Here is a 20,640-nt window from a genome sequence, read left to right on the forward strand (position 1 = left end):
CCTGCTCCTGTTGACCGCGCCGAAAGACTGGCGCGGAACGCCGGACTGCCGGCGGGAATAAAAAAGGACTGTAGATAACCTTGGGGAAGGCATGAACTCGACAGTCCTGTAAAAAGTTGGGTGCAGCGTATCGAGGGGGGCAAGATTAAGGAAATACGGTTTAACAATCCAGCTCATAGGTGGTCTCTATGCGCAGACACTGACGAGATGAACGTCTTTGTTACAGTGAATGTCGATCGCTCTGCCGCGCTTTCCCGCGTAGTGCAAAGTCGGTAAGGTCGGCGCGTTTTCCCTTGCTCGGAGCACCTTATGCCCGCCCCTGTTCTGTCCGGCCCGCAATACCTGCGCGAAGGCCTCAAACTGGTCCTCAGCCCGGGCCTGCGCCTGTTCGTATTGTTGCCGCTGGCCATCAACCTGGTGCTGTTCGTCGGATTGATCTATCTGGCCGGCCATCAGTTCAGCCTGTGGGTCGACAGCCTGATGCCGTCACTGCCGGACTGGCTGAGTTTCCTCAGCTACATCCTCTGGCCACTGTTCGTGGTGCTGGTGGCGCTGATGGTGTTCTTCACCTTCACCATGCTCGCCAACGTGATCGCCGCGCCGTTCAACGGATTTCTCGCGGAAAAGGTCGAAGTGGTGGTACGCGGCACGGATGATTTCCCGGCGTTCAGCTGGGGCGAACTGATCGCGATGATCCCGCGCACCCTCGCCCGGGAAATGCGCAAGCTCGGCTACTTCCTGCCGCGAGCGATCGGCCTGTTCATCCTCTCGTTCATCCCGGTGGTGAACATCGTCGCCGCGCCGCTGTGGCTGCTGTTCGGCGTATGGATGATGGCGATCCAGTACATCGACTACCCGGCGGACAACCACAAACTGGGCTGGAACGAAATGCTCGCCTGGCTGCGGCAGAAGCGCTGGCAGAGCATGAGTTTCGGCGGCATCGTCTATCTGGTGCTGCTGATTCCGGTGGTGAACATTCTGATGATGCCGGCCGCCGTCGCGGGCGCGACCTTGTTCTGGGTACGGGAGCGGGGTGCGGAAGCGCTGGAGACACACGTCAGCCGTTAAATTTGGCGTGACACACTGGGGCTGCCTGCAACAAGATCGTTGATTCATCAGTCGGCATCCATTTACAACTGTCATTTCTGACAGTTGTGCCTCCTCTGCTTTCGTTATCCAATCCGGTCTGGGCCTGCTCAAGCCAACCTCCCATGAACTGCACGCATGAGTGACGCCCTCTGACTTTGGAGAGCGTCACAATGAAAACTGTTGCAGAAGATCGTCATGCGCACCTTGAGAATCAAAGATTCCCCTGGCTTGGCATGAGCCCCTCCGTACTTCACGCCCAGCCATGCACTGGATTTGTCATCAGTACCAGTACCCGCATCGTCATTGACGACGAACGCCTGCGTCCTTTGGCAACACGCCTGGCATTCGGCTTCGCGAGTGCCGCCGAACTCAAACAGCCACCGGCCGTCGTACTGCAATCAAATCAGATGTCTCACATCGGTGAAGGCGACGTGGCGCTGAGACTGTCCACGCCAGACACCGCTGGTGTTACGGTCCCCTCCAATGGCGAGAGTGAGACCTACCGAATCGACATCACGCGAGCCATTCACGTCACCGCGGCCAACCTGGGGGCCATGGCGCGCGCATTGACAACCCTGCATAAGGCCGTCCGACTGTCCACTGAGCTTGACCCGGTCGTAGTCATTGATGCCCCGGCTTTCGCAGAGCGCTCGGTAATGATTGATCTGGGACGCCGTGGGTTCAGTCCCGAGTGGGTCATCAATCTGATTCAGGAAATGGCCTGGAACCAGCTCAACACCCTGCATCTACACCTCACCGACAATGAGGGCGTCAGGGTGATATTCCCTTCCTTTCCAGACATTTCCAGCGATGATGCCTGGAGTGCAGCAGATCTCGAGCGCGTGCTCGACACCGCTGCGGCTTACCACATCGAAGTGATTCCAGAACTCGATATGCCGGGACACATGGACTGGATATTGCGCAACCGCCCGCAGTTTCAACTGAAGCTCAGCAACCAACAGGTCGTTTCGAAAGCAATCGACTTCAGCCTTGAAGAAGCACGGGACTTTCTGAAGGTGCTGTTCTCCGATCTCATGCAAATGTTCGCGCAAAGCCAATACATCCATTTGGGCGCAGATGAATACTTTCTTAACCCGATAACCCCGCAAAATACCCCTCAGTTGGCTGAATACGCCCGTAAAGCTTCCGCTAATCCTGCGGCCAACTCGGAGGATGCGGTCCGATGCCTGGTCAACGAACTGGCCGAATTCCTGAGGGTGAAGGGCAGAACAGCGCGGGTCTGGAACGATGGCGCAGTACAGACAAACCAAATCATCGCGCTCGATAAACGCGTGCAAATCGAATGCTGGAGTATCTGGGGCAGCCTGCGGGGTGAACTGAACGTGCAGCAACTGGTTGATGCCGGTTACCGCGTGCTCAACGCTCACGGAGATTTCTACTTCGTTGTTAACCCGACCTGGGACAACCTCTTGCACACCAGGCACTCGCCTCACGGCCTCTATGACGTATGGCGCGCCAACCGGTTCATGGACAAGGCCGGTGGGGACTACACGGATATTCCTGCGCAAAGTCCGGCCATGGTGGGCGCGGGCATCCAACTATGGATAGAGGTGCCATCATTCAGTTCACCGGAGGAAATCTGGCCACAGCTAAAAGCGTGGTTGCTTCCGCTGGGGCAGCGCACCTGGGACTCACCGAATGCCCCGGCCCGCCACCAATCACTCTCGGTGGTCGCGCGCGCAGCAGCCCATCCGCCACCAGTGCCGTGGTGACAGCACACCCTTTCACAAATCCATCACGCAAGCGTCACAGGCACGACATGGCCTCAGCCGACACTGAGGTCATGACGACAGCTCTGCATATCACCTTGATCAGCGAAACCTTCCCACCGGAAATCAATGGGGTGGCCAACACGCTTGGCCGCCTGTGCGATGGCTTGCGCGCGCGTGGGCATCAGGTGGAACTGGTGCGGCCGCGCCAGGCCGGCGATCCGCAGCGCGCCGAGGATGATGCGCTGTTGCTGTGTCGGGGATGGCCGCTGCCCGGGTATCCGGGGCTGCAATGGGGACAGTCGTCGATGCACAAGCTGCTGCGGCGCTGGAAACGCCAGCGGCCGGACGTGCTGTACATCGCCACCGAAGGCCCGCTCGGCTTGTCGGCCCTGCGCGCAGCACGACGGTTGGGGATCTCGGTGGTCAGCGGCTTTCACACCAATTTCCAGCAGTACACCAACCAATACGGGCTGGGCTTGCTCACGCGCTTGCTGACCCACTATCTGCGCTGGTTCCACAACCGTTCGGCGATGACCCTGGTGCCGAGTGTCAGTCAACGTCTGGAACTGGAGCGCCGGCACTTCGACCGCCTCGCCCTGCTCTCTCGAGGCGTGGACAGCCAGTTGTTTCACCCGGCCAAGCGACTCAACGGATTGCGTGAGCAATGGGGACTGAGCGAGCAGGACATTGCGGTAATTCACGTAGGACGCCTGGCCCCGGAGAAGAATCTGGGACTGCTCAGGCGCTGCTTCGACAAACTATGCAGCACGTATCCACAGCGCAACCTGAAGCTGATCGTGGTCGGTGACGGACCGCAACGGCTTGCGCTGGAAAAGGAGCTGCCGCAGGCCATCTTCTGCGGTTCACAACGCGGCGAAGCGCTGGCGGCGCACTATGCCTCCGGGGACCTTTTTCTGTTTCCGAGCATGACCGAAACCTTCGGCAATGTAGTGCTCGAAGCCTTGGCCTCCGGTCTGGGCGTGGTGGCGTACGATCAGGCTGCAGCGGCGCAGCACATCCGCCATGGCTACAACGGCGTGTTGGCCATGCCCGGTGATGAACAGGCATTCTGCGATGCGGCGGCGTGGTTGCTGGAAGAGGACGAGACGTTGCGTTGCGTGCGTCTGAATGCGCGCCAGCATGCCAGTCGCCAGGGCTGGGCGGCGATCATCGAGCAGTTTGAAAAGCATTTGCGGGGGGCGTGTGTCGGGGAGCAGGTGTTGCCGGATGCGCAGACATTGCCTTAGGTTTCTGCAGATTTTGAAACAGCCATCGCGAGCAGGCTCACTCCTACAATTTGGAACGCATTCCAGTGTAGGAGTGAGCCTGCTCGCGATGGCGTCGGTACTGACAGCGCTTAAACCAGCGTCATCAACGCCTCGCGGCTGAACGGCAGAATGTCCTGTTCACGCCCTTCACGCACTTTCAGCGCCCAGTCCGGGTCCACCAGCAGCGCACGGCCCACCGCCACCAGATCGAACTCGTCGTTGTTCAGACGCTCCAGCAGTTTCTCCAGGCTCGCCGGTTGCGCGACCTTGTCGGTGTTGACCATGAATTGCAGGAATTCGCCGTCGAGGCCGACGCTGCCCACGGTGATGGTCGGCTTGCCGGTCAGCTTGCGGGTCCAGCCGGCCAGGTTCAGCTCGGAACCGTCGAACTCAGGCTCCCAGAAACGCCGCGTCGAGCAGTGGAAAATGTCCACACCCGCGTCAGACAGCGGCTTGAGGAATTCACCCAGCGCTTCCGGAGTTTGCACCAGACGTGCGGTGTAGTCCTGCTGCTTCCACTGGGAGAAACGGAAGATGATCGGGAACCCTTCGCCGACCGCGGCACGCACCGCCTGGATCAATTCGATGGCGAAACGCGAACGGTTGGCCAGGCTGCCGCCGTATTCGTCGGTGCGCTGGTTGCTGCCTTCCCAGAAGAACTGGTCGATCAGGTAGCCGTGGGCACCGTGGATTTCCACACCGTCCATGCCAATGCTTTGCGCATCCTTGGCGGCCTGGGCGAACGCAGCAATCACGTCCTGGATGTCCTGCCGGGTCATGCCGTGCACCACGACCTGACCGTCCTTGAGTTTTTCCGACGGGCCGTAACCCGGCACGCTGGCGTCCGGCTCGGTGCCGATGCGGCGTACGCTGCCCACGTGCCACAGTTGCGGAACGATTTTGCCGCCCTCGGCATGCACCGCGTCGACGACTTTTTTCCAGCCAGCCAACGGGGCATCACCGAAGAACTGAGGCACATTCGGGTAGCCATTGGAGGCTACGTGGCCAACGGTGGTGCCTTCGGTGATGATCAGGCCGACGCCGGCGGCGGCACGACGACGGTAGTACTCGATGACTTTGGAGTTCGGTACGCCACCCGGGGAAAACGAGCGGGTCATCGGCGCCATGACCACACGGGTCGGCAGTTCGAGGGCACCGAGGTGGAAGGGTTTGAACAAGGCTTGAACGGGCATCGGGAGGCTCCACGAAAAGTTATCGACAGGCATCAATCTATATGACGGCGATAATATGCAGCTCCGTTCTCACGCGATAGCACTATTGATAAGAATGATTAAGGCTCAAAAGGCAGGCGAAAAAAATCGCAGCTCGAGGGCTGCGATTTTTTTGTTTCAGCTCAGCGCTTTTTCAATCGCATGAACGATGGTCGGATCATCCGGCGCGGTGCGCGGCGAGAACCGCGCCAGCACCCGGCCGTCCTTGCCGAGCAGAAACTTCTCGAAGTTCCAGGTGATATCCCCGGGAAACTCCGCGCCCTCGCCCGCCAACAAGCGGTAGAGCTGATGACGATCATGACCGTTGACTTCGAGCTTGCTCGACAACGGAAATGTCACGCCATAGTTGAGGCTGCAGAATTCCTGGATTTCCTGTTCGCTGCCTGGCTCCTGCCCGGCAAACTGGTTGCACGGCAGGCCCAGCACACTGAAACCTTTGTCCTTGAATTGCTGATAGAGGTTTTCCAGCGCTGCGTACTGTGGGGTCAAGCCGCATTTGGAGGCGACGTTGACCACCAGCACGACTTGGCCCTTGAAAGGCGCCAGCGGTAGCTCCTGACCATCCAGGGCTGTCAACTTAAGGTCGTGAAAAGCACTCATGACGTACTCCAGGATTCCCGTGTTCTACTCGAAACAGCCACTTGGCGAGAGCACCAAGGACAGCCGCGGACTAAAAAGGCGCCCGCGGGCGCCTCTCCAGTACTCGAAGCTTAGCGCAGAAAATCAGTGGTGATGGCCACCTTCGCCATGGACGTGGCCATGAGCGACTTCTTCCTGGCTGGCGTCACGGATATCAACGACCTTCACTTTGAAGTTCAGGCGCTGACCGGCCAGTGGGTGGTTACCGTCAACGGTGACGTCGTCGCCGTCCAGGTCACGGATGGTCACGATCTGCATCTGGCCGTCCGGCGCCGAAGCGTGGAACTGCATGCCGACTTCCAGCTCGTCAACGCCTTCGAACATGCTGCGGCTCAGGGTGCTGACCAGTTCGGCAGCGTATTCGCCGTAAGCGTCTTCCGGCTCAACGGAAACTTCCAGCTCGTCACCAACAGCCTTGCCTTCCAGAGCTTTTTCCAGGCCCGGGATGATGTTGCCTGCGCCTTGCAGGTAGACCAGCGGAGCGCCGCCGGCGGAGCTGTCGATGACCTCACCAGCGTCGTTGGTCAGGGTATAGTCGATGGAGACAGCCTTATTGGCGGCGATCAGCATGGGGCGAGACCTTTTGCAGAAGAATATAGAAAGGCCAAGTTTAGCGAAGCAATCGCGCGAAAGCGAACACAACCCGGACAAACGGGATTCGACGATCACCGGTTTCCATCAGGACGAGGACGGTCACTGGGTGGCCGAGCTTTCCTGTGGCCATACTCAACACTTGCGTCATCAGCCGCCATGGCAATCGCGCGCCTGGGTCCTTGACCCGGCGCAACGTATTGAAAAAATAGGCCAACCCTTTGCCTGCGGTTGGTGCGCACAAGGCTCGGTTAGCGATAACCTTGGCGACTGAATTTCGGTAGGCAGTCACGTATAGATCGCCACCATTGCCATGCACCCTTAGAGAATTCGCATGCAAACTTTTTTTATCGCGCCCACCGATTTTGGCGTGGGTCTGACCTCCATCAGCCTCGGGCTGGTGCGTACCCTGGAGCGGGCCGGACTGAAAGTCGGCTTCTTCAAGCCGATCGCCCAACCGCATCCGGGCGACACCGGTCCTGAGCGCTCCACCGAACTGGTGGCGCGCACCCATGGCCTGAAACCACCACAACCCTTGGGCCTGGCCCACGTCGAGCGGATGCTTGGCGACGGTCAGCTCGACGAACTGCTCGAAGAAATCATCGCCCTTTATCAGCAAGCCGCCATTGGCAAAGACGTGCTGGTGGTCGAAGGCATGGTGCCGACCCGCAGCGCCAGCTACGCCGCGCGGGTCAATCTGCACCTGGCGAAGAGCCTGGATGCCGAAGTGATTCTGGTCTCGGCCCCGGAAAACGAAGTGCTCGCCGAACTCTCCGGTCGCGTGGAACTGCAGGCGCAGTTGTTTGGCGGCCCGAAAGACCCGAAGGTCCTGGGCGTGATCCTCAACAAGGTCAAGACCGATGAGAGCATGGACGCCTTCGCCACGCGGCTGAAGGAACATTCGCCGTTGTTGCGCAGCGGGGATTTCCGCCTGCTCGGCTGCATTCCATTCCAGCCGGAACTCAACGCGCCACGCACCCGCGACGTCGCTGACCTGATGGGCGCGCAGGTGCTCAACGCCGGCGACTACGAAACCCGGCGCATGACCAAAATCATCATTTGTGCGCGCACCATGCGCAACACCGTGGAGCTGCTCAAGCCCGGTGTGCTGGTGGTGACCCCGGGCGACCGTGACGACATTATCCTCGCGGTCAGCCTCGCGGCACTCAATGGCGTACCGCTGGCCGGCCTGCTGTTGACCAGCGACACCCTGCCCGATCCGCGCATCATGGACTTGTGCCGTGGCGCGTTGCAGGCCGGTTTGCCGGTGTTGTCGGTGAGCACCGGCTCCTACGACACCGCCAACCTGCTCAATGGCCTGAACAAGGAAATCCCCATCGATGACCGCGAACGCGCGGAGATCATCACCGATTTCGTCGCCAGCCATCTCGACGCCAAATGGCTGCACCAGCGCTGCGGCACACCACGGGAAATGCGTCTGTCGCCTGCCGTGTTCCGTTATCAACTGATTCAACGCGCGCAGTCGGCGAACAAACGCATCGTCCTGCCCGAAGGCAGCGAACCGCTCACCGTGCAAGCGGCGGCGATCTGCCAGGAGCGCGGAATCGCCCGTTGCGTGTTGCTGGCCAAACCCGAGGACGTCGAGGCCGTGGCCCGCGCTCAGGGCATCGAGTTGCCGCCGGGGCTGGAGATTCTCGATCCGGACCTGATCCGCGAACGCTATATCGAGCCGATGGTCGCCCTGCGCAAGAGCAAAAGCCTCAACGCGCCGATGGCCGAACAGCAACTGGAAGACACCGTGGTGATCGGCACCATGATGCTCGCCCTCGATGAAGTCGACGGACTGGTCTCCGGGGTGATCAACACCACTGCCAATACGATCCGCCCGGCCCTGCAGCTGATCAAAACGGCACCGGGCTGCACGCTTGTGTCGTCGGTGTTTTTCATGCTGTTTCCCGAAGAAGTGCTGGTCTACGGCGACTGCGTAATGAACCCGCACCCGAGTGCTGCGGAACTGGCCGAGATCGCCCTGCAAAGCGCTGACTCGGCCGCGGCTTTCGGCATCACCCCACGGGTGGCGATGATCAGCTACTCCAGCGGTGAATCCGCCAGCGGCGAGGAAGTCGAGAAGGTGCGCGAGGCCACCCTGCTGGCCCACGAGCAACAGCATTCGCTGCTGATCGACGGTCCGCTGCAATACGATGCCGCCGCCAACGCGGAAGTCGCCCGGCAACTGGCGCCGAACAGCCAGGTCGCCGGTCGCGCCACGGTGTTCGTGTTCCCCGACCTGAACACCGGCAACACCACCCACAAAGCCGTGCAGCGCAGCGCCGACTGCGTCAGCCTCGGGCCGATGCTGCAAGGCCTGCGCAAACCGGTGAATGATCTGCCGCGCGGCGCGCAGGTCGACGACATCGTCTACACCATCGCCCTCACTGCGATTCAAGCCGCCAACCGACCTATGGATGTGTAAATGCTGGATTTTCTCCCTGCACCGTTGCGCGGCGTGATCGCCTCGCTGTTGTTGGCACTCAACACGATTCTGCTGTGCTCGTTCCTGTTCTGCGTGGCGCTGATCAAAATGCTGCCGTTCGACCTCGCCCGCCGCGCCTCGCTGTGGCTGATGAGCCACACCCACGAAGCGTGGATCAGTAACAACAAGGCCTGGATGAACCTGGTGCGCCGCACGCGCTGGCACATCAGCGGCCTGCAAGGCCTGGACTACCAACACTCGTACCTGATCACCAGCAACCACCAGAGCTGGGTCGATATTCTGGTGCTGCAATACGTGCTCAACCGGCGTATTCAACCGCTGAAATTCTTCCTCAAGCAGGAGCTGATCTGGGTCCCGGTGATCGGACTGGCGTGGTGGGCGCTGGGCTTCCCGTTCATGAAGCGTTATTCCAAGGCCTACCTGGAAAAGCATCCGGAGAAGAAAGGCAAAGACCTGGAAACCACGCGCAAGACCTGCGCGAAATTCCGCAACAACCCGGTGGGGATTTTCAACTTCGTCGAAGGCACGCGTTTCACCGAAGGCAAGCATGCGCAGCAGCAATCTCCATTCAAATACCTGCTCAAGCCCAAGGCCGGCGGCATCGCCTTTGTGCTGGATGCGATGGGTGAACAGCTGGAGTCGATCGTCAACGTGACCATCCACTATCCGGGTGGGCGTCCGGGCTTCTGGGACCTGTTGTGCGGCAATGTGCGGGACGTGGTGGTGCACTTTGAAGAGCTGCAGATTCCGCCGGCGTTCATCGGCAAGAACTACGATCAGGACGGCGAGTATCGCCTGCAGTTCCAGGGCTGGATCAATCAGCTGTGGCAAGACAAGGACGCGTTGCTGGAACAGATGCACCGCGAATACACAGACAAGCTCTAATCCCCTGTAGGAGTGAGCCTGCTCGCGATAGCGGTGGATCAGCCACCAACAATCTTGAATGACACACCGCTATCGCGAGCAGGCTCACTCCTACAATTGACCGAGTTGGCCCGAATAAAAAAGCCCGCCGATGATCACTCATCGGCGGGCTTTTTCTTGCAGCTTGAAACTAGAAGCTTGTCGCTGCTTTATTGCTTAGATCGCGCCACGCTTGCGCAGCAGATCCAGCACTTGCTTGACGCTTTCTTCCAGCGACAGCGACTGGGTGTCGATCACCAGATCGGCGTTCAGCGGCACGTCGTACGGGAAGGATTCGCCCGGGATGTTGTCGCCACCGGCGGCATACAGACCTTGCGGATCACGCTCGGCGCACACAGCCGGCGAGGCCTGCACGTAAACGGTCAGCAGACGATCCTTGCCGATCAGGTCCTTGGCCTGCTCGCGACCTTCAGCGCTTGGCGCAACGAACGCTGCCAGGGTCAGCAGGCCCGCTTCGTTGAACTGACGCGCCACGTGCGCGGCACGACGCCAGTTCTCGGTGCGACCGGCGCGATCCTGTGGCAGGCCTTTGTTCAAGTCATGACGCAGGTTCTGACCATCGAGCACAAACACCGCACGGCCCATGTCGAACAGCTTGCGTTCAACCGCGTAGGCCAGCGTGCTCTTGCCCGCGCCCGACAGACCGCTGAACAGCACGGTGGCCGGTTGCTGGCCGAAGCGCTGGGCACGTTCTTCAGTGGCGACATGAGCCAGTTTGCCGTGGTGCGAGGCCGTGCCGTGAGCCAGCGGCTGAGCGACGATCATGCCGGCGCCGACAGTGCCGTTGGTCAAGCGGTCGATGATGATGAACGCGCCAGTGGTGCGGTTGCTGTCGTAACCGTCGAGGGCGATCGGCGCGTCGAGCGCGATCTTCACCTTGCCGATTTCGTTGAGCTGCAACGCGCTCGCCGGGCCTTCTTCGAGGGTGTTCACGTCGACCTTGTTGACGATGCTGGCGATCGAGCCCGGCACGTAACTGGTGGCGCGTTTGATGTCGTATTTCTTGCCCGGGAGCATCGGCTCTTCAGCCATCCACACCAGCATCGCTTCGAAGCTGTCGGTGACCGGCGGCACGTTTTCGGCATGCACCAGCAGGTCGCCACGGGAGATATCGATCTCGTCTTCCATGGTCAGCGTCACCGCTTGCCCGGGACCTGCGTGCTCCAGCTCACCTTCGAAGGTGACGATGGATTTCACGCGGCTGCTCTTGCCCGACGGCAGCACCACGACTTCGTCGCCCTTCTTGACGATGCCGCTGGCGAGGGTGCCGGCGAAACCGCGGAAGTTCAGGTTCGGACGGTTGACGTACTGCACCGGGAAACGCAGATCGGTGAAGTTGCGGTCGCCCGCCACTTCCACGGTCTCGAGAATTTCCATCAGCGACTGGCCGGTGTACCACGGCGAGCGCTCGGACTTGTTCACCACGTTGTCGCCCTTGAGGGCGGACATCGGCACGAAGTGCATGCTGGTCGGCTTCATCTTCAAGCCTTCAGCGAACTTCAGGTAGTCGGCCTTGATCGACTCGAACACACCCTGATCGAAGTCCTTCAAGTCCATCTTGTTGATGGCGACGACGATGTGCTTGATGCCCAGCAGCGAGGCGATGAAGCTGTGGCGACGGGTCTGGGTCTGCACGCCGTAACGGGCATCGACCAGAATGATCGCCAGGTCACAGGTGGAAGCACCGGTGGCCATGTTGCGGGTGTACTGCTCATGGCCGGGGGTGTCGGCGATGATGAATTTGCGTTTGGCGGTGGAGAAGTAGCGGTAGGCGACATCGATGGTGATGCCCTGCTCACGCTCGGCCTGCAGGCCGTCGACCAGCAACGCCAGATCGATGTCTTCGCCGGTGGTGCCGACTTTCTTCGAATCGCGGGTGATGGCTTCCAGGTGATCTTCGTAGATCATCTTGGAGTCGTGCAGCAGGCGCCCGATCAAGGTGCTCTTGCCGTCATCGACGTTACCGCAGGTCAAAAAGCGCAGCAGCTCTTTACGTTCGTGCTGGCCCAGGTAGGCGAGGATGTCCTCGCTGATCAAATCAGATGCGTGCGACATGACAACCCCTTAGAAATAGCCTTGACGTTTTTTGTCTTCCATCGAGCCTGCGCCATCGTGGTCGATGACTCGGCCCTGGCGCTCGGAAGTTCGCGTCAGGAGCATTTCCTGAATGATGTCCGTGAGGCTTTCGGCCTCGGACTCCACCGCGCCCGTCAACGGGTAGCAGCCAAGGGTACGGAAACGCACTTTCTTTTTGACGATGCGTGCCTTGTCCTCGTCGGACAGGTGTTCGAGGATGCGCTCGTCGTCGATCATGATCAGCGTGCCGTTCTTCTCGATCACTTCACGCTCGGCGGCGAAGTACAGCGGCACGATCGGGATGCCTTCGAGGTAGATGTACTGCCAGATGTCCAACTCGGTCCAGTTCGACAACGGGAACACACGAATGGATTCGCCCTTGTTGACCTTGCCGTTATAGACGTTCCACAGCTCCGGACGCTGGTTTTTCGGGTCCCAGCGGTGTTTGCTGTCGCGGAACGAATATACGCGCTCCTTGGCGCGGGACTTTTCTTCATCGCGACGGGCGCCGCCGAATGCTGCGTCGAAACCATGCTTGTCGAGTGCCTGCTTCAGGCCCTCGGTCTTCATGATGTCGGTGTGCTTGGCGCTGCCGTGGGTGAACGGGTTGATGTTCTGCGCCACGCCATCGGGGTTGATGTGGGTGATCAGGTCCAGGCCCAGTTCCTCGACCATCTTGTCGCGGAACTTGTACATCTCCTGGAATTTCCAGCGGGTGTCGACGTGCATCACCGGAAACGGCAGTTTGCCCGGGAAGAACGCCTTGCGTGCCAGGTGCAGCATCACGGCGGAGTCTTTACCGATGGAGTACAGCATCACCGGGTTGTCGAACTCGGCGGCCACCTCGCGGATGATGTGGATGCTTTCCGCCTCCAGCTGTTTCAGATGCGTCAGTTTGTCGACCATGGCTACTCACGAAAGCTTTCTTATGAACGGCCAGCGGGCCGTGTTCGAGCGGGGAATCCTAGCACAGCGTCCTTCTTCTAATCAGGGCGCAAGCTAGAACGAAAGGGCATATGAATATGCCCACTGGTTTGCCCCATCCCACCCTGTAGGAGCTGCCGAAGGCTGCGATCTTTTGCCTTTGTTTTCCGGATCAAAAGATCGCAGCCTTCGCTCCTACAGGACAGCATTTCAGATCAAGCTCGCCGGGAGTCGTCAGATCGGATTCGGGCAATCGATAAAGATGTGCTCGAGGGCGAAGCGCTTCGCCAGATAATCGCCCAGTGCCTGCACCCCGTAGCGCTCGGTGGCGTGGTGGCCGGCGGCGATGAAGCTGATGTCGTTTTCCCGGGCGCTGTGGAAGGTCTGCTCGGAGGCTTCACCGCTGAGGAACAGATCGACACCCGCCGCCACGCCCTGATCGATATAGCCCTGCCCGCCCCCGGTGCACCAGCCCACGCGGCGGATCATCGCGCTGCCTTCGACCAGCAGCGGCTCGCGGCCCATGACGTCTTGCACCTTGCGGGCGAAATCACGCGGGGTCATGGGCTCGCTCAACGAGCCGACCAGGCCGACAATCTTCAGGTTGTCCGGATCCAGCGGCCCTTCGACGGTGATGTCCAGTTGCCGCGCCAGTTGCACGTTGTTGCCGACCTCCGGATGCAGGTCCAGCGGCAAGTGGTAAGCGAGCAGACTGATGTCGTGCTTGAGCAAGGTCTTGAGGCGACGCTGCTTCATGCCGGTGATGCACGGGTTCTCGCCCTTCCAGAAATAGCCGTGATGCACCAGGATCAGATCCGCCTGCGCTTCGACAGCCGCATCAAGCAAGGCCTGACTGGCGGTGACGCCGCTGACGATGCGCATCACCTGCGGACGGCCTTCGACCTGCAGGCCGTTGGGGCAATAATCGGCGATTTTTGCACTGCCCAGGTAACGGTCGGCTTCTTCGACGAGGGTGCTGAGGGCGACGGCCATGAAAGACTCCTAAATATCCCGTTCAGAGGCGCGCGCGGCCTCGTATAATGCGCGACATTATGGGCGGTCTGACCCCGCCTGCAACTTTTCCAGGACGTGCTTAATGCTCAAGGCGCTGCGTTTTTTCGGCTGGCCGCTGTTGGCCGGTGTGCTTATCGCTCTGTTGATTATTCAGCGTTACCCGCAGTGGGTCGGGCTACCGAGCCTCGACGTCAACCTGCAACAGGCGCCGCAGACCACCAGCGTGCAGCAGGGGCCGGTGTCCTACGCGGACGCGGTCACCATCGCCGCGCCGTCGGTGGTCAACCTCTACACCACCAAAGTCATCGCCAAACCGGCGCACCCGCTGTTTGAAGATCCGCAATTCCGACGTTTTTTCGGTGACAACTCGCCGAAACAGAAACGCATGGAATCGAGCCTCGGTTCCGGCGTGATCATGAGCCCGGAAGGCTACATCCTGACCAACAACCACGTGACCACCGGCGCCGATCAGATCGTGGTCGCCCTCAAGGACGGTCGCGAAACCCTGGCGCGAGTGATCGGCAGCGACCCGGAAACCGACCTCGCGGTGCTGAAGATCGACCTGAAGAACCTCCCGGCGATCACCGTCGGCCGTTCCGACAGCATCCGCATCGGCGACGTCGCACTGGCCATCGGCAACCCGTTCGGTGTCGGCCAGACCGTGACCATGGGCATCATCAGCGCCACCGGGCGCAACCAGTTGGGCCTGAACAATTACGAAGACTTCATCCAGACCGACGCCGCGATCAACCCGGGCAACTCCGGCGGCGCGCTGGTCGACGCCAACGGCAACCTCACCGGGATCAACACGGCGATCTTCTCCAAGTCCGGCGGCTCGCAGGGCATCGGTTTCGCGATTCCGGTGAAGCTGGCAATGGAAGTGATGAAGTCGATCATCGAGCACGGTCAGGTAATTCGTGGCTGGCTCGGTATTGAAGTGCAGCCGCTGACCCAGGAACTGGCCGAATCATTTGGCTTGTCCGGGCGTCCGGGGATTGTCGTTGCGGGGATCTTCCGCGATGGCCCGGCGCAGAAGGCCGGCCTGCAACTGGGCGACGTGATTCTGAGCATTGATGGCGAACCGGCCGGTGATGGTCGCAAGTCGATGAACCAGGTGGCGCGGATCAAACCGACCGACAAGGTCACGATTCAAGTGATGCGCAATGGCAAGGAGCTGAAGCTGACCGCTGAAATCGGCCTGCGTCCGCCGCCGGCGCCGGTGCAGGAAAAAGAGGAGTAAGACTTTTTCCGCGTAAATTGCGCGGATAAAAGACATTCTCAACAGGCATGTTATATTGTTTCAATTATGGCAATTGGAACAACATAACATGTCGTCTCGAACAAAGGCTTCCCTGCTCGGCCTGAGCCTGGGCTTGCTGGTCGATCCAGCGTTCGCCGAAGAACCCAAACCCCTCGAACTCGACGCCATCAGCGTCATCTCCGACTACGAGTCGCCCACTGGCCCGGTCAAGGGCTACCGCGCCACACGTTCGTCCAGCGCGACGAAAACCGACACCGCGATCCGCGATATCCCGCAAGCGATCAGCGTAGTACCGGCCAGCGTGCTTAGAGATCTGGGCAGCAGCAGCGTCGAGCGCGCGTTGGATTTTGCCGGCGGCGTGTCCAAGCAAAACAACTTCGGCGGTCTGACCCTTTACGAATACAGCGTGCGTGGTTTCACCACTTCGGAGTTCTACAAGGACGGCTTCAGTGCCAATCGCGGCTATCCGAGCACGCCGGACGCGGCAAATATCGAACGCATCGAAGTACTCAAAGGCCCGGCCGCCAGCCTCTACGGTCGTGGCGATCCTGGCGGTACGGTGAACATTGTCACGAAGAAACCGCAACCCGAAGCCTTCACCACGTTGCAAACCAGCGCCGGCAGCTGGGATCGCTATCGCACCGCGCTGGACGTCAACACGCCGCTGGATGAGCAGGGCAATGTGCTGTCGCGGATCAACCTCGCGGTCGAGGACAACCACAGCTTTCGCGATTACGTCGACAGCCAGCGCGTGTTTGTCGCACCTTCGATCAGCTGGCAATTGAACCCGGACACCTCGCTGTCGGTAGAAAGCGAAATCGTCCGCCACAGCTCCACCTTCGATCGCGGTATCGTCGCGCCCAACAATAAATGGGGCGGTGTTTCGCGCTCGACTTTCCTCGGCGAACCCAACGACGGCAACATCGACAACCACAACAACCTGCTTCAGGCCACGCTGGAACATCACCTCAACGACAGCTGGAAGCTGCGCCTGGCCAGTCACTACAAGGAAGGCAAACTCTGGGGCGACGCCTCCGAATCACGCCCAGTGAATGCCGATGGCCACACCGTCAACCGCCGCTATCGCGAACGTGACACCAACTGGCACGACAGCATTACTCAACTGGAACTGCGCGGCATGTTCGATCTCGGCCCGTGGCAACACGAACTGCTGATCGGCAGCGAGTACGAAAACTTCCGCAAGAATGAGCGTGTCACCACCATTGCCGGCGTCCCTTATGCCATCGACATCTACAAGCCGATCTATGGCCAGCCGAAACCCAACGGCGCGCGCTCGGGAACTGACTTCTTCGAACAGGTCGAAAGTCATGCACTGAACCTGCAGGACCAGATCGTCTTCACCGACAAACTGCGCGGGATGATCGGTGCGCGTTTCGAGCATTTCGACCAGCACATCGACGATCACAGCCGCAACGCCACCAGCAATCAACGTCACGACGCGCTCACCCAACGGGTCGGCCTGCTCTATCAACTCACACCAGATACCGGCCTGTTCGCCAACGCCTCAACCTCGTTCAAACCGAACAACGGCCTCGACGCCGCCGGTAAATCCTTCGATCCGGAGGAAGGTGTCGGTTACGAAGTCGGGATCAAGAGTGAGCTGTTCGACGAGCGCCTGAGCAGCACCCTCGCCTTCTTCCACATCGATAAGGAAAACGTCCTCGCCCTCGACCCGGCCACCGACACCAGCCGCGCGATGGGCAAGGCCCGCAGCCGCGGTTTCGATCTGCAGGTCAGCGGGCAAGTGACCGACGCCGTGCGGGTGATCGGCGCGTTCGCTTACATCGACGCCGAAGTCACCCGGGGCGATGCCGTGATTCCCACCGGCAGCCGCATCCTCGGCGTGGCCAAACGCAGCGGCAGTCTGCTCGGAGTTTATGAGTTTCAGGATGGTCATCTGCGCGGCTCGGACGTCGGCGCGGCATTCACTTATGTCGGCGATCGCTCGGGAGAATCCGGCAGTGACTTCGAATTGCCGGCCTATCACACCGTCGATTTGCTGGCGCATTACAAGGCCAGCGACAACGTCACCGTCGGACTCAATCTGAACAACCTCTTCGACGAAAAGTACTACGAGCGCGCTTACAGCAACTACTGGGTCAACCCCGGCGAGCCGCGCAATTTCACCGTCAGCCTGACACTCAACCTGTAAAAGGACGTCACCATGCAATACGGCAAATCACTTGTGCTCATCGCCGCGCTGTTCGCAGGCGAAGTCTCGGCCCATGGCCTGTGGACAGAACAGCGTCGCGGCCACATCGAAGTGGTCTACGGTCATGGCGCTGAGGACAACGCGTTCAAGGCGCAGAAAATCAGCGGCGCCTGGGCATATGACGCGGGTGGCAAGATGATTCCGGTCAGCGTCGAGCGCCTGGCCGATCACGCACGACTGAAACCATTGAAGTCCCCCGCAGTGATGGCGGTAGCGCTGAACAATGGCATGTGGTCGCAGACGGCTGAAAAGAGGTGGATCAACGAAGGCCGCAGTAAAGTCCCGGGCGCGGTTGAAGCGACGGAGACGTTCAAGTACAGCTTGGCGATTTATCAGCCGGGGGCGAAGTTGCCCAAGCTTGATCAGATCAAGCTGCTGATTTTACCTGAGGTCGATCCGTTGACCGTTGGGCCGGGCAAGTCACTGCCAGTGCAGGTATTGCTTGATGGCAAACCGGCGGCTGGGGTGAAGTTGATTGGCGACTATCGCAGCGCGCCGAACACACTGAGTACCGAGACCGACAAGGATGGCCGCGCACAGGTGTTGGTGAGAAATGAGGGGTTGAATGTGATTGCGGCGCAGGTTGAGATGCCGGTGAAGGGCAGCGCCGATGTGGATAGTCGTGGATTGTTTACCTCACTGACCTTCCTTGGCGAGCCGCATCACGAATAGAAGCAGACCCTCACCCTCTCCCGGAGAGAGAGGGTGAGGGCCTTGCTTTTAGAGCTCGCCGAGGCCGTCGATCAGTGCCTGATTCTGCTCCGGCGTACCGATCGAGATCCGCAGGAACTGGGCAATCCGCTCCTGCTTGAAGTGACGCACGATCACACCCTGCTCGCGCAGCTTCGCCGCCAGGCCCGCCGCGTCATGTTGCGGGTGCCGGGCGAAGATGAAGTTCGCCGCCGACGGCAGCACTTCAAAGCCCTTGGCCTGCAACTGCGCGACCACCCACTCACGGCTCTCGATCACCAGACGGCAGGTCTTGTCGAAGTACTCGCGATCTTCGAATGCTGCCGTCGCGCCGACATTTGCCAGACGATCCAGCGGATAGGAGTTGAAGCTGTTCTTGATCCGCTCCAGCGCCTCGATCAGATCCGGATGCCCCACCGCCAGACCGACCCGCAGCCCCGCCAGCGAACGGGACTTGGACAGGGTCTGCGTCACCAGCAGGTTGGGATAACGATCCACCAGGCTGATCGCGGTTTCACCGCCGAAGTCGATATACGCCTCATCCACGACCACCACCGAATCCGGGCTGGCCTTGAGGATTTGTTCAACCGCCTCCAGCGCCAACAGGCAACCGGTCGGTGCGTTCGGATTGGGGAAAATGATCCCGCCATTCGGCTTGGCGTAGTCCGCCGGGTTGATCTGGAACTGCGCGTCCAGCGGCACGGCATCAAACTGGATGCCATACAGACCGCAGTACACCGGGTAGAAGCTGTAGCTGATGTCCGGGAACAGCAGCGGCTGCTCGTGCTGCAGCAGGCCGTGGAAGATGTGCGCCAGCACTTCGTCCGAACCGTTGCCGAGGAACACTTGATTGCTTTGTACACCGTAGTATTTCGCGACGGCAGACTTCAACAGATCGCTGTTCGGGTCCGGGTACAGACGCAGGTTGTCGTTGAGCTCGGTCTGCATCGCCGCCAAGGCTTTGGGCGACGGGCCGTACGGGTTTTCGTTGGTATTGAGCTTGACCAGTTTGGTCAGCTTCGGCTGTTCGCCGGGCACATAAGGCACCAGATCCTTGACGAACGGGCTCCAGAATTTACTCATGTTCACTCCCCCTTCCCTTCAAGAAAGTCTGCGTCTTTGATGCGGTATTCGGCGCTGCGTGCGTGCGCGCTCAGGGATTCGCCACGGGCCAGCACCGAAGCAGTCTTGCCCAGCTCGGACGCACCGGCTTCGGAGCAGAAGATGATCGACGAACGTTTCTGGAAGTCGTACACACCCAGCGGCGAGGAGAAACGCGCGGTGCCGGAGGTCGGCAGCACGTGATTCGGGCCGGCGCAGTAATCGCCCAGCGCCTCGGAGGTGTGCCGGCCCATGAAGATCGCGCCAGCGTGACGAATCTGCGGCAGCCAGGCTTGCGGGTCGGCCACCGACAGCTCCAGGTGTTCCGGGGCGATGCGGTTGGCGACTTCGATGGCTTGTGCCATGTCACGCACGTGAATCAGCGCGCCGCGACCGTTGATCGAGGTTTCGATGATGGTCGCGCGGTCCATGGTCGGCAGCAACTTGTCGATGCTGGCCGCCACCTTGTCGAGGAACTCGGCGTCGTGGCTGACCAGAATCGCCTGGGCGTCTTCGTCGTGTTCGGCCTGGGAGAACAGGTCCATGGCGATCCAGTCCGGATCGGTCTGGCCGTCGCACACCACGAGAATCTCCGACGGGCCGGCGATCATGTCGATGCCAACCTGGCCGAACACGTGGCGCTTGGCGGTGGCGACATAGATGTTGCCCGGGCCGACCACCTTGTCCACTTGCGGCACGCTTTCGGTGCCATAAGCCAGCGCGGCAACCGCCTGGGCGCCACCGATGGTGAACACCCGGTCAACGCCGGCGATGCACGCCGCCGCCAGCACCAGCTCATTGATTTCGCCACGCGGGGTCGGCACGACCATGACCACTTCGGTCACGCCCGCGACCTTGGCCGGAATCGCGTTCATCAATACCGACGACGGGTACGAGGCCTTGCCGCCCGGCACGTACAGGCCGGCGCGATCCAGTGGCGTGACTTTCTGGCCGAGCACGGTGCCGTCAGCTTCGGTGTAGCTCCAGGAATCCTGCTTCTGTTTTTCGTGGTAGCTACGCACCCGCGCGGCGGCTTTTTCCAGCGCTTCGCGCTGCGCCACGGTGATGCGGGTCAGGGCCAGTTCCAGACGCTCGCGCGGCAGAATCAGGTCAGCCATCGAAGCGACTTGCAGACCGTCGAACTTCTGGGTGAACTCGACCAGCGCCGCGTCACCGCGCTCGCGCACTGCCTTGATGATGTCCAGCACGCGCTGATTGACCGAGTCGTCAGACACACTTTCCCAGCTCAGCAGATGATCCAGATGATGCGCGAAATCCGGGTCAGCAGCGTTGAGTCGGCGAATTGCAGTCGGTGCGGTCATAGCGAGAGCCTCATAGGAATGGCAAAAACTCAGGCGCCCTAACTTAGCAGTCGTTTCCGCTTGGGCACCTGAGATTCTGGCTATGAGG

Annotated in this window: 17 protein-coding genes; 9 read left to right on the forward strand and 8 right to left on the reverse strand. The window is 60.4% G+C overall.

Annotated features, from left to right (window positions below):
* Window positions 1-309: 309 nt before the first annotated feature.
* The 3 genes from cysZ (at window position 310) to HBN98_RS04150 (ending at window position 4,069) form a co-directional block, all read left to right on the forward strand.
* On the forward strand, window positions 310-1,068 hold the full coding sequence (gene cysZ, locus HBN98_RS04140; protein WP_083366993.1) for a sulfate transporter CysZ: 759 nt from the start codon (window positions 310-312) through the stop codon (window positions 1,066-1,068).
* 191 nt (window positions 1,069-1,259) lie between these two features.
* On the forward strand, window positions 1,260-2,822 hold the full coding sequence (locus HBN98_RS04145) for a family 20 glycosylhydrolase (protein WP_083366994.1): 1,563 nt from the start codon (window positions 1,260-1,262) through the stop codon (window positions 2,820-2,822).
* A gap of 47 nt (window positions 2,823-2,869) precedes the next feature.
* Complete coding sequence (locus tag HBN98_RS04150) at window positions 2,870-4,069, forward strand: glycosyltransferase family 4 protein (protein ID WP_083366995.1); 1,200 nt, start codon at window positions 2,870-2,872, stop codon at window positions 4,067-4,069.
* Between the two features lie 110 nt (window positions 4,070-4,179).
* Here HBN98_RS04150 and HBN98_RS04155 read toward each other — a convergent pair whose 3' ends face one another.
* The 3 genes from HBN98_RS04155 to HBN98_RS04165 all read right to left on the reverse strand — a co-directional run bounded on the left by HBN98_RS04155 (window position 4,180) and on the right by HBN98_RS04165 (window position 6,531).
* On the reverse strand, window positions 4,180-5,283 hold the full coding sequence (locus HBN98_RS04155; protein ID WP_083366996.1) for an NADH:flavin oxidoreductase: 1,104 nt from the start codon (window positions 5,281-5,283) through the stop codon (window positions 4,180-4,182).
* A gap of 156 nt (window positions 5,284-5,439) precedes the next feature.
* The gene (locus HBN98_RS04160; protein WP_064586002.1) at window positions 5,440-5,922 is read right to left on the reverse strand and encodes a glutathione peroxidase; all 483 of its coding nucleotides are present in this window, start codon (window positions 5,920-5,922) and stop codon (window positions 5,440-5,442) included.
* Between the two features lie 123 nt (window positions 5,923-6,045).
* The gene (locus tag HBN98_RS04165) at window positions 6,046-6,531 is read right to left on the reverse strand and encodes an FKBP-type peptidyl-prolyl cis-trans isomerase (RefSeq protein WP_064586001.1); all 486 of its coding nucleotides are present in this window, start codon (window positions 6,529-6,531) and stop codon (window positions 6,046-6,048) included.
* Here HBN98_RS04165 and HBN98_RS04170 point away from each other — a divergent pair.
* The 3 genes from HBN98_RS04170 to HBN98_RS04180 are packed head-to-tail and all read left to right on the forward strand — an operon-like array spanning window position 6,500 to window position 9,892.
* Window positions 6,500-6,826 (forward strand): DUF3565 domain-containing protein, encoded by a 327-nt coding sequence (locus tag HBN98_RS04170; RefSeq protein WP_045122156.1) that lies wholly within the window; start codon window positions 6,500-6,502, stop codon window positions 6,824-6,826. The two genes, HBN98_RS04165 and HBN98_RS04170, sit on opposite strands and share 32 nt — an antisense overlap.
* A 60-nt stretch (window positions 6,827-6,886) precedes the next feature.
* A complete protein-coding gene (gene pta / locus HBN98_RS04175) occupies window positions 6,887-8,986 on the forward strand; it encodes a phosphate acetyltransferase (RefSeq protein WP_083366997.1) in 2,100 nt (699 codons plus the stop codon).
* A complete protein-coding gene (locus HBN98_RS04180) occupies window positions 8,987-9,892 on the forward strand; it encodes an acyltransferase (RefSeq protein ID WP_083366998.1) in 906 nt (301 codons plus the stop codon).
* A 195-nt stretch (window positions 9,893-10,087) separates the two neighbouring features.
* Here the strand turns inward: HBN98_RS04180 and cysN are convergent, their stop codons facing one another.
* From cysN to HBN98_RS04195, 3 genes are all read right to left on the reverse strand, one after another.
* Entirely contained in the window at window positions 10,088-11,986 is a 1,899-nt protein-coding gene (cysN, locus tag HBN98_RS04185) for a sulfate adenylyltransferase subunit CysN (protein ID WP_083366999.1), read from the reverse strand.
* 9 nt (window positions 11,987-11,995) lie between these two features.
* On the reverse strand, window positions 11,996-12,913 hold the full coding sequence (gene cysD / locus HBN98_RS04190; RefSeq protein WP_007912374.1) for a sulfate adenylyltransferase subunit CysD: 918 nt from the start codon (window positions 12,911-12,913) through the stop codon (window positions 11,996-11,998).
* A gap of 252 nt (window positions 12,914-13,165) precedes the next feature.
* Window positions 13,166-13,924 carry a Nif3-like dinuclear metal center hexameric protein gene (locus HBN98_RS04195; protein WP_083367000.1) on the reverse strand — a complete coding sequence of 253 codons (759 nt, stop codon included), beginning with the start codon at window positions 13,922-13,924 and terminating at the stop codon, window positions 13,166-13,168.
* A gap of 103 nt (window positions 13,925-14,027) precedes the next feature.
* Between HBN98_RS04195 and algW the strand changes: the two genes are divergently transcribed.
* The 3 genes from algW (at window position 14,028) to HBN98_RS04210 (ending at window position 18,111) form a co-directional block, all read left to right on the forward strand.
* Entirely contained in the window at window positions 14,028-15,185 is a 1,158-nt protein-coding gene (gene algW / locus HBN98_RS04200) for a Do family serine endopeptidase AlgW (RefSeq protein WP_064585996.1), read from the forward strand.
* An 88-nt stretch (window positions 15,186-15,273) separates the two neighbouring features.
* The gene (locus tag HBN98_RS04205) at window positions 15,274-17,379 is read left to right on the forward strand and encodes a TonB-dependent siderophore receptor (RefSeq protein WP_083367001.1); all 2,106 of its coding nucleotides are present in this window, start codon (window positions 15,274-15,276) and stop codon (window positions 17,377-17,379) included.
* A gap of 12 nt (window positions 17,380-17,391) precedes the next feature.
* Window positions 17,392-18,111 (forward strand): DUF4198 domain-containing protein, encoded by a 720-nt coding sequence (locus HBN98_RS04210; protein ID WP_083367002.1) that lies wholly within the window; start codon window positions 17,392-17,394, stop codon window positions 18,109-18,111.
* A 48-nt stretch (window positions 18,112-18,159) separates the two neighbouring features.
* Here HBN98_RS04210 and hisC read toward each other — a convergent pair whose 3' ends face one another.
* The gene (gene hisC, locus HBN98_RS04215; protein ID WP_083367003.1) at window positions 18,160-19,212 is read right to left on the reverse strand and encodes a histidinol-phosphate transaminase; all 1,053 of its coding nucleotides are present in this window, start codon (window positions 19,210-19,212) and stop codon (window positions 18,160-18,162) included.
* 2 nt (window positions 19,213-19,214) lie between these two features.
* Window positions 19,215-20,552, reverse strand: coding sequence for a histidinol dehydrogenase (gene hisD / locus HBN98_RS04220; protein WP_083367004.1), 1,338 nt, complete (start codon window positions 20,550-20,552; stop codon window positions 19,215-19,217).
* Window positions 20,553-20,640: the final 88 nt, after the last annotated feature.

The organism is Pseudomonas koreensis, from assembly GCF_012986595.1.
Lineage (GTDB): Bacteria > Pseudomonadota > Gammaproteobacteria > Pseudomonadales > Pseudomonadaceae > Aquipseudomonas > Aquipseudomonas koreensis.

Bases quoted from the DNA above. Each gene is read 5' to 3' on its own strand.
- cysZ (WP_083366993.1), top strand. From the start codon at position 310: ATGCCCGCCCCTGTTCTGTCCGGCCCGCAATACCTGCGCGAAGGCCTC.
- HBN98_RS04145 (WP_083366994.1), top strand. From the start codon at position 1,260: ATGAAAACTGTTGCAGAAGATCGTCATGCGCACCTTGAGAATCAAAGA.
- HBN98_RS04150 (WP_083366995.1), top strand. From the start codon at position 2,870: ATGGCCTCAGCCGACACTGAGGTCATGACGACAGCTCTGCATATCACC.
- HBN98_RS04155 (WP_083366996.1), bottom strand. From the start codon at position 5,283: ATGCCCGTTCAAGCCTTGTTCAAACCCTTCCACCTCGGTGCCCTCGAA.
- HBN98_RS04160 (WP_064586002.1), bottom strand. From the start codon at position 5,922: ATGAGTGCTTTTCACGACCTTAAGTTGACAGCCCTGGATGGTCAGGAG.
- HBN98_RS04170 (WP_045122156.1), top strand. From the start codon at position 6,500: ATGGAGACAGCCTTATTGGCGGCGATCAGCATGGGGCGAGACCTTTTG.
- HBN98_RS04165 (WP_064586001.1), bottom strand. From the start codon at position 6,531: ATGCTGATCGCCGCCAATAAGGCTGTCTCCATCGACTATACCCTGACC.
- pta (WP_083366997.1), top strand. From the start codon at position 6,887: ATGCAAACTTTTTTTATCGCGCCCACCGATTTTGGCGTGGGTCTGACC.
- HBN98_RS04180 (WP_083366998.1), top strand. From the start codon at position 8,987: ATGCTGGATTTTCTCCCTGCACCGTTGCGCGGCGTGATCGCCTCGCTG.
- cysN (WP_083366999.1), bottom strand. From the start codon at position 11,986: ATGTCGCACGCATCTGATTTGATCAGCGAGGACATCCTCGCCTACCTG.
- cysD (WP_007912374.1), bottom strand. From the start codon at position 12,913: ATGGTCGACAAACTGACGCATCTGAAACAGCTGGAGGCGGAAAGCATC.
- HBN98_RS04195 (WP_083367000.1), bottom strand. From the start codon at position 13,924: ATGGCCGTCGCCCTCAGCACCCTCGTCGAAGAAGCCGACCGTTACCTG.
- algW (WP_064585996.1), top strand. From the start codon at position 14,028: ATGCTCAAGGCGCTGCGTTTTTTCGGCTGGCCGCTGTTGGCCGGTGTG.
- HBN98_RS04205 (WP_083367001.1), top strand. From the start codon at position 15,274: ATGTCGTCTCGAACAAAGGCTTCCCTGCTCGGCCTGAGCCTGGGCTTG.
- HBN98_RS04210 (WP_083367002.1), top strand. From the start codon at position 17,392: ATGCAATACGGCAAATCACTTGTGCTCATCGCCGCGCTGTTCGCAGGC.
- hisC (WP_083367003.1), bottom strand. From the start codon at position 19,212: ATGAGTAAATTCTGGAGCCCGTTCGTCAAGGATCTGGTGCCTTATGTG.
- hisD (WP_083367004.1), bottom strand. From the start codon at position 20,552: ATGACCGCACCGACTGCAATTCGCCGACTCAACGCTGCTGACCCGGAT.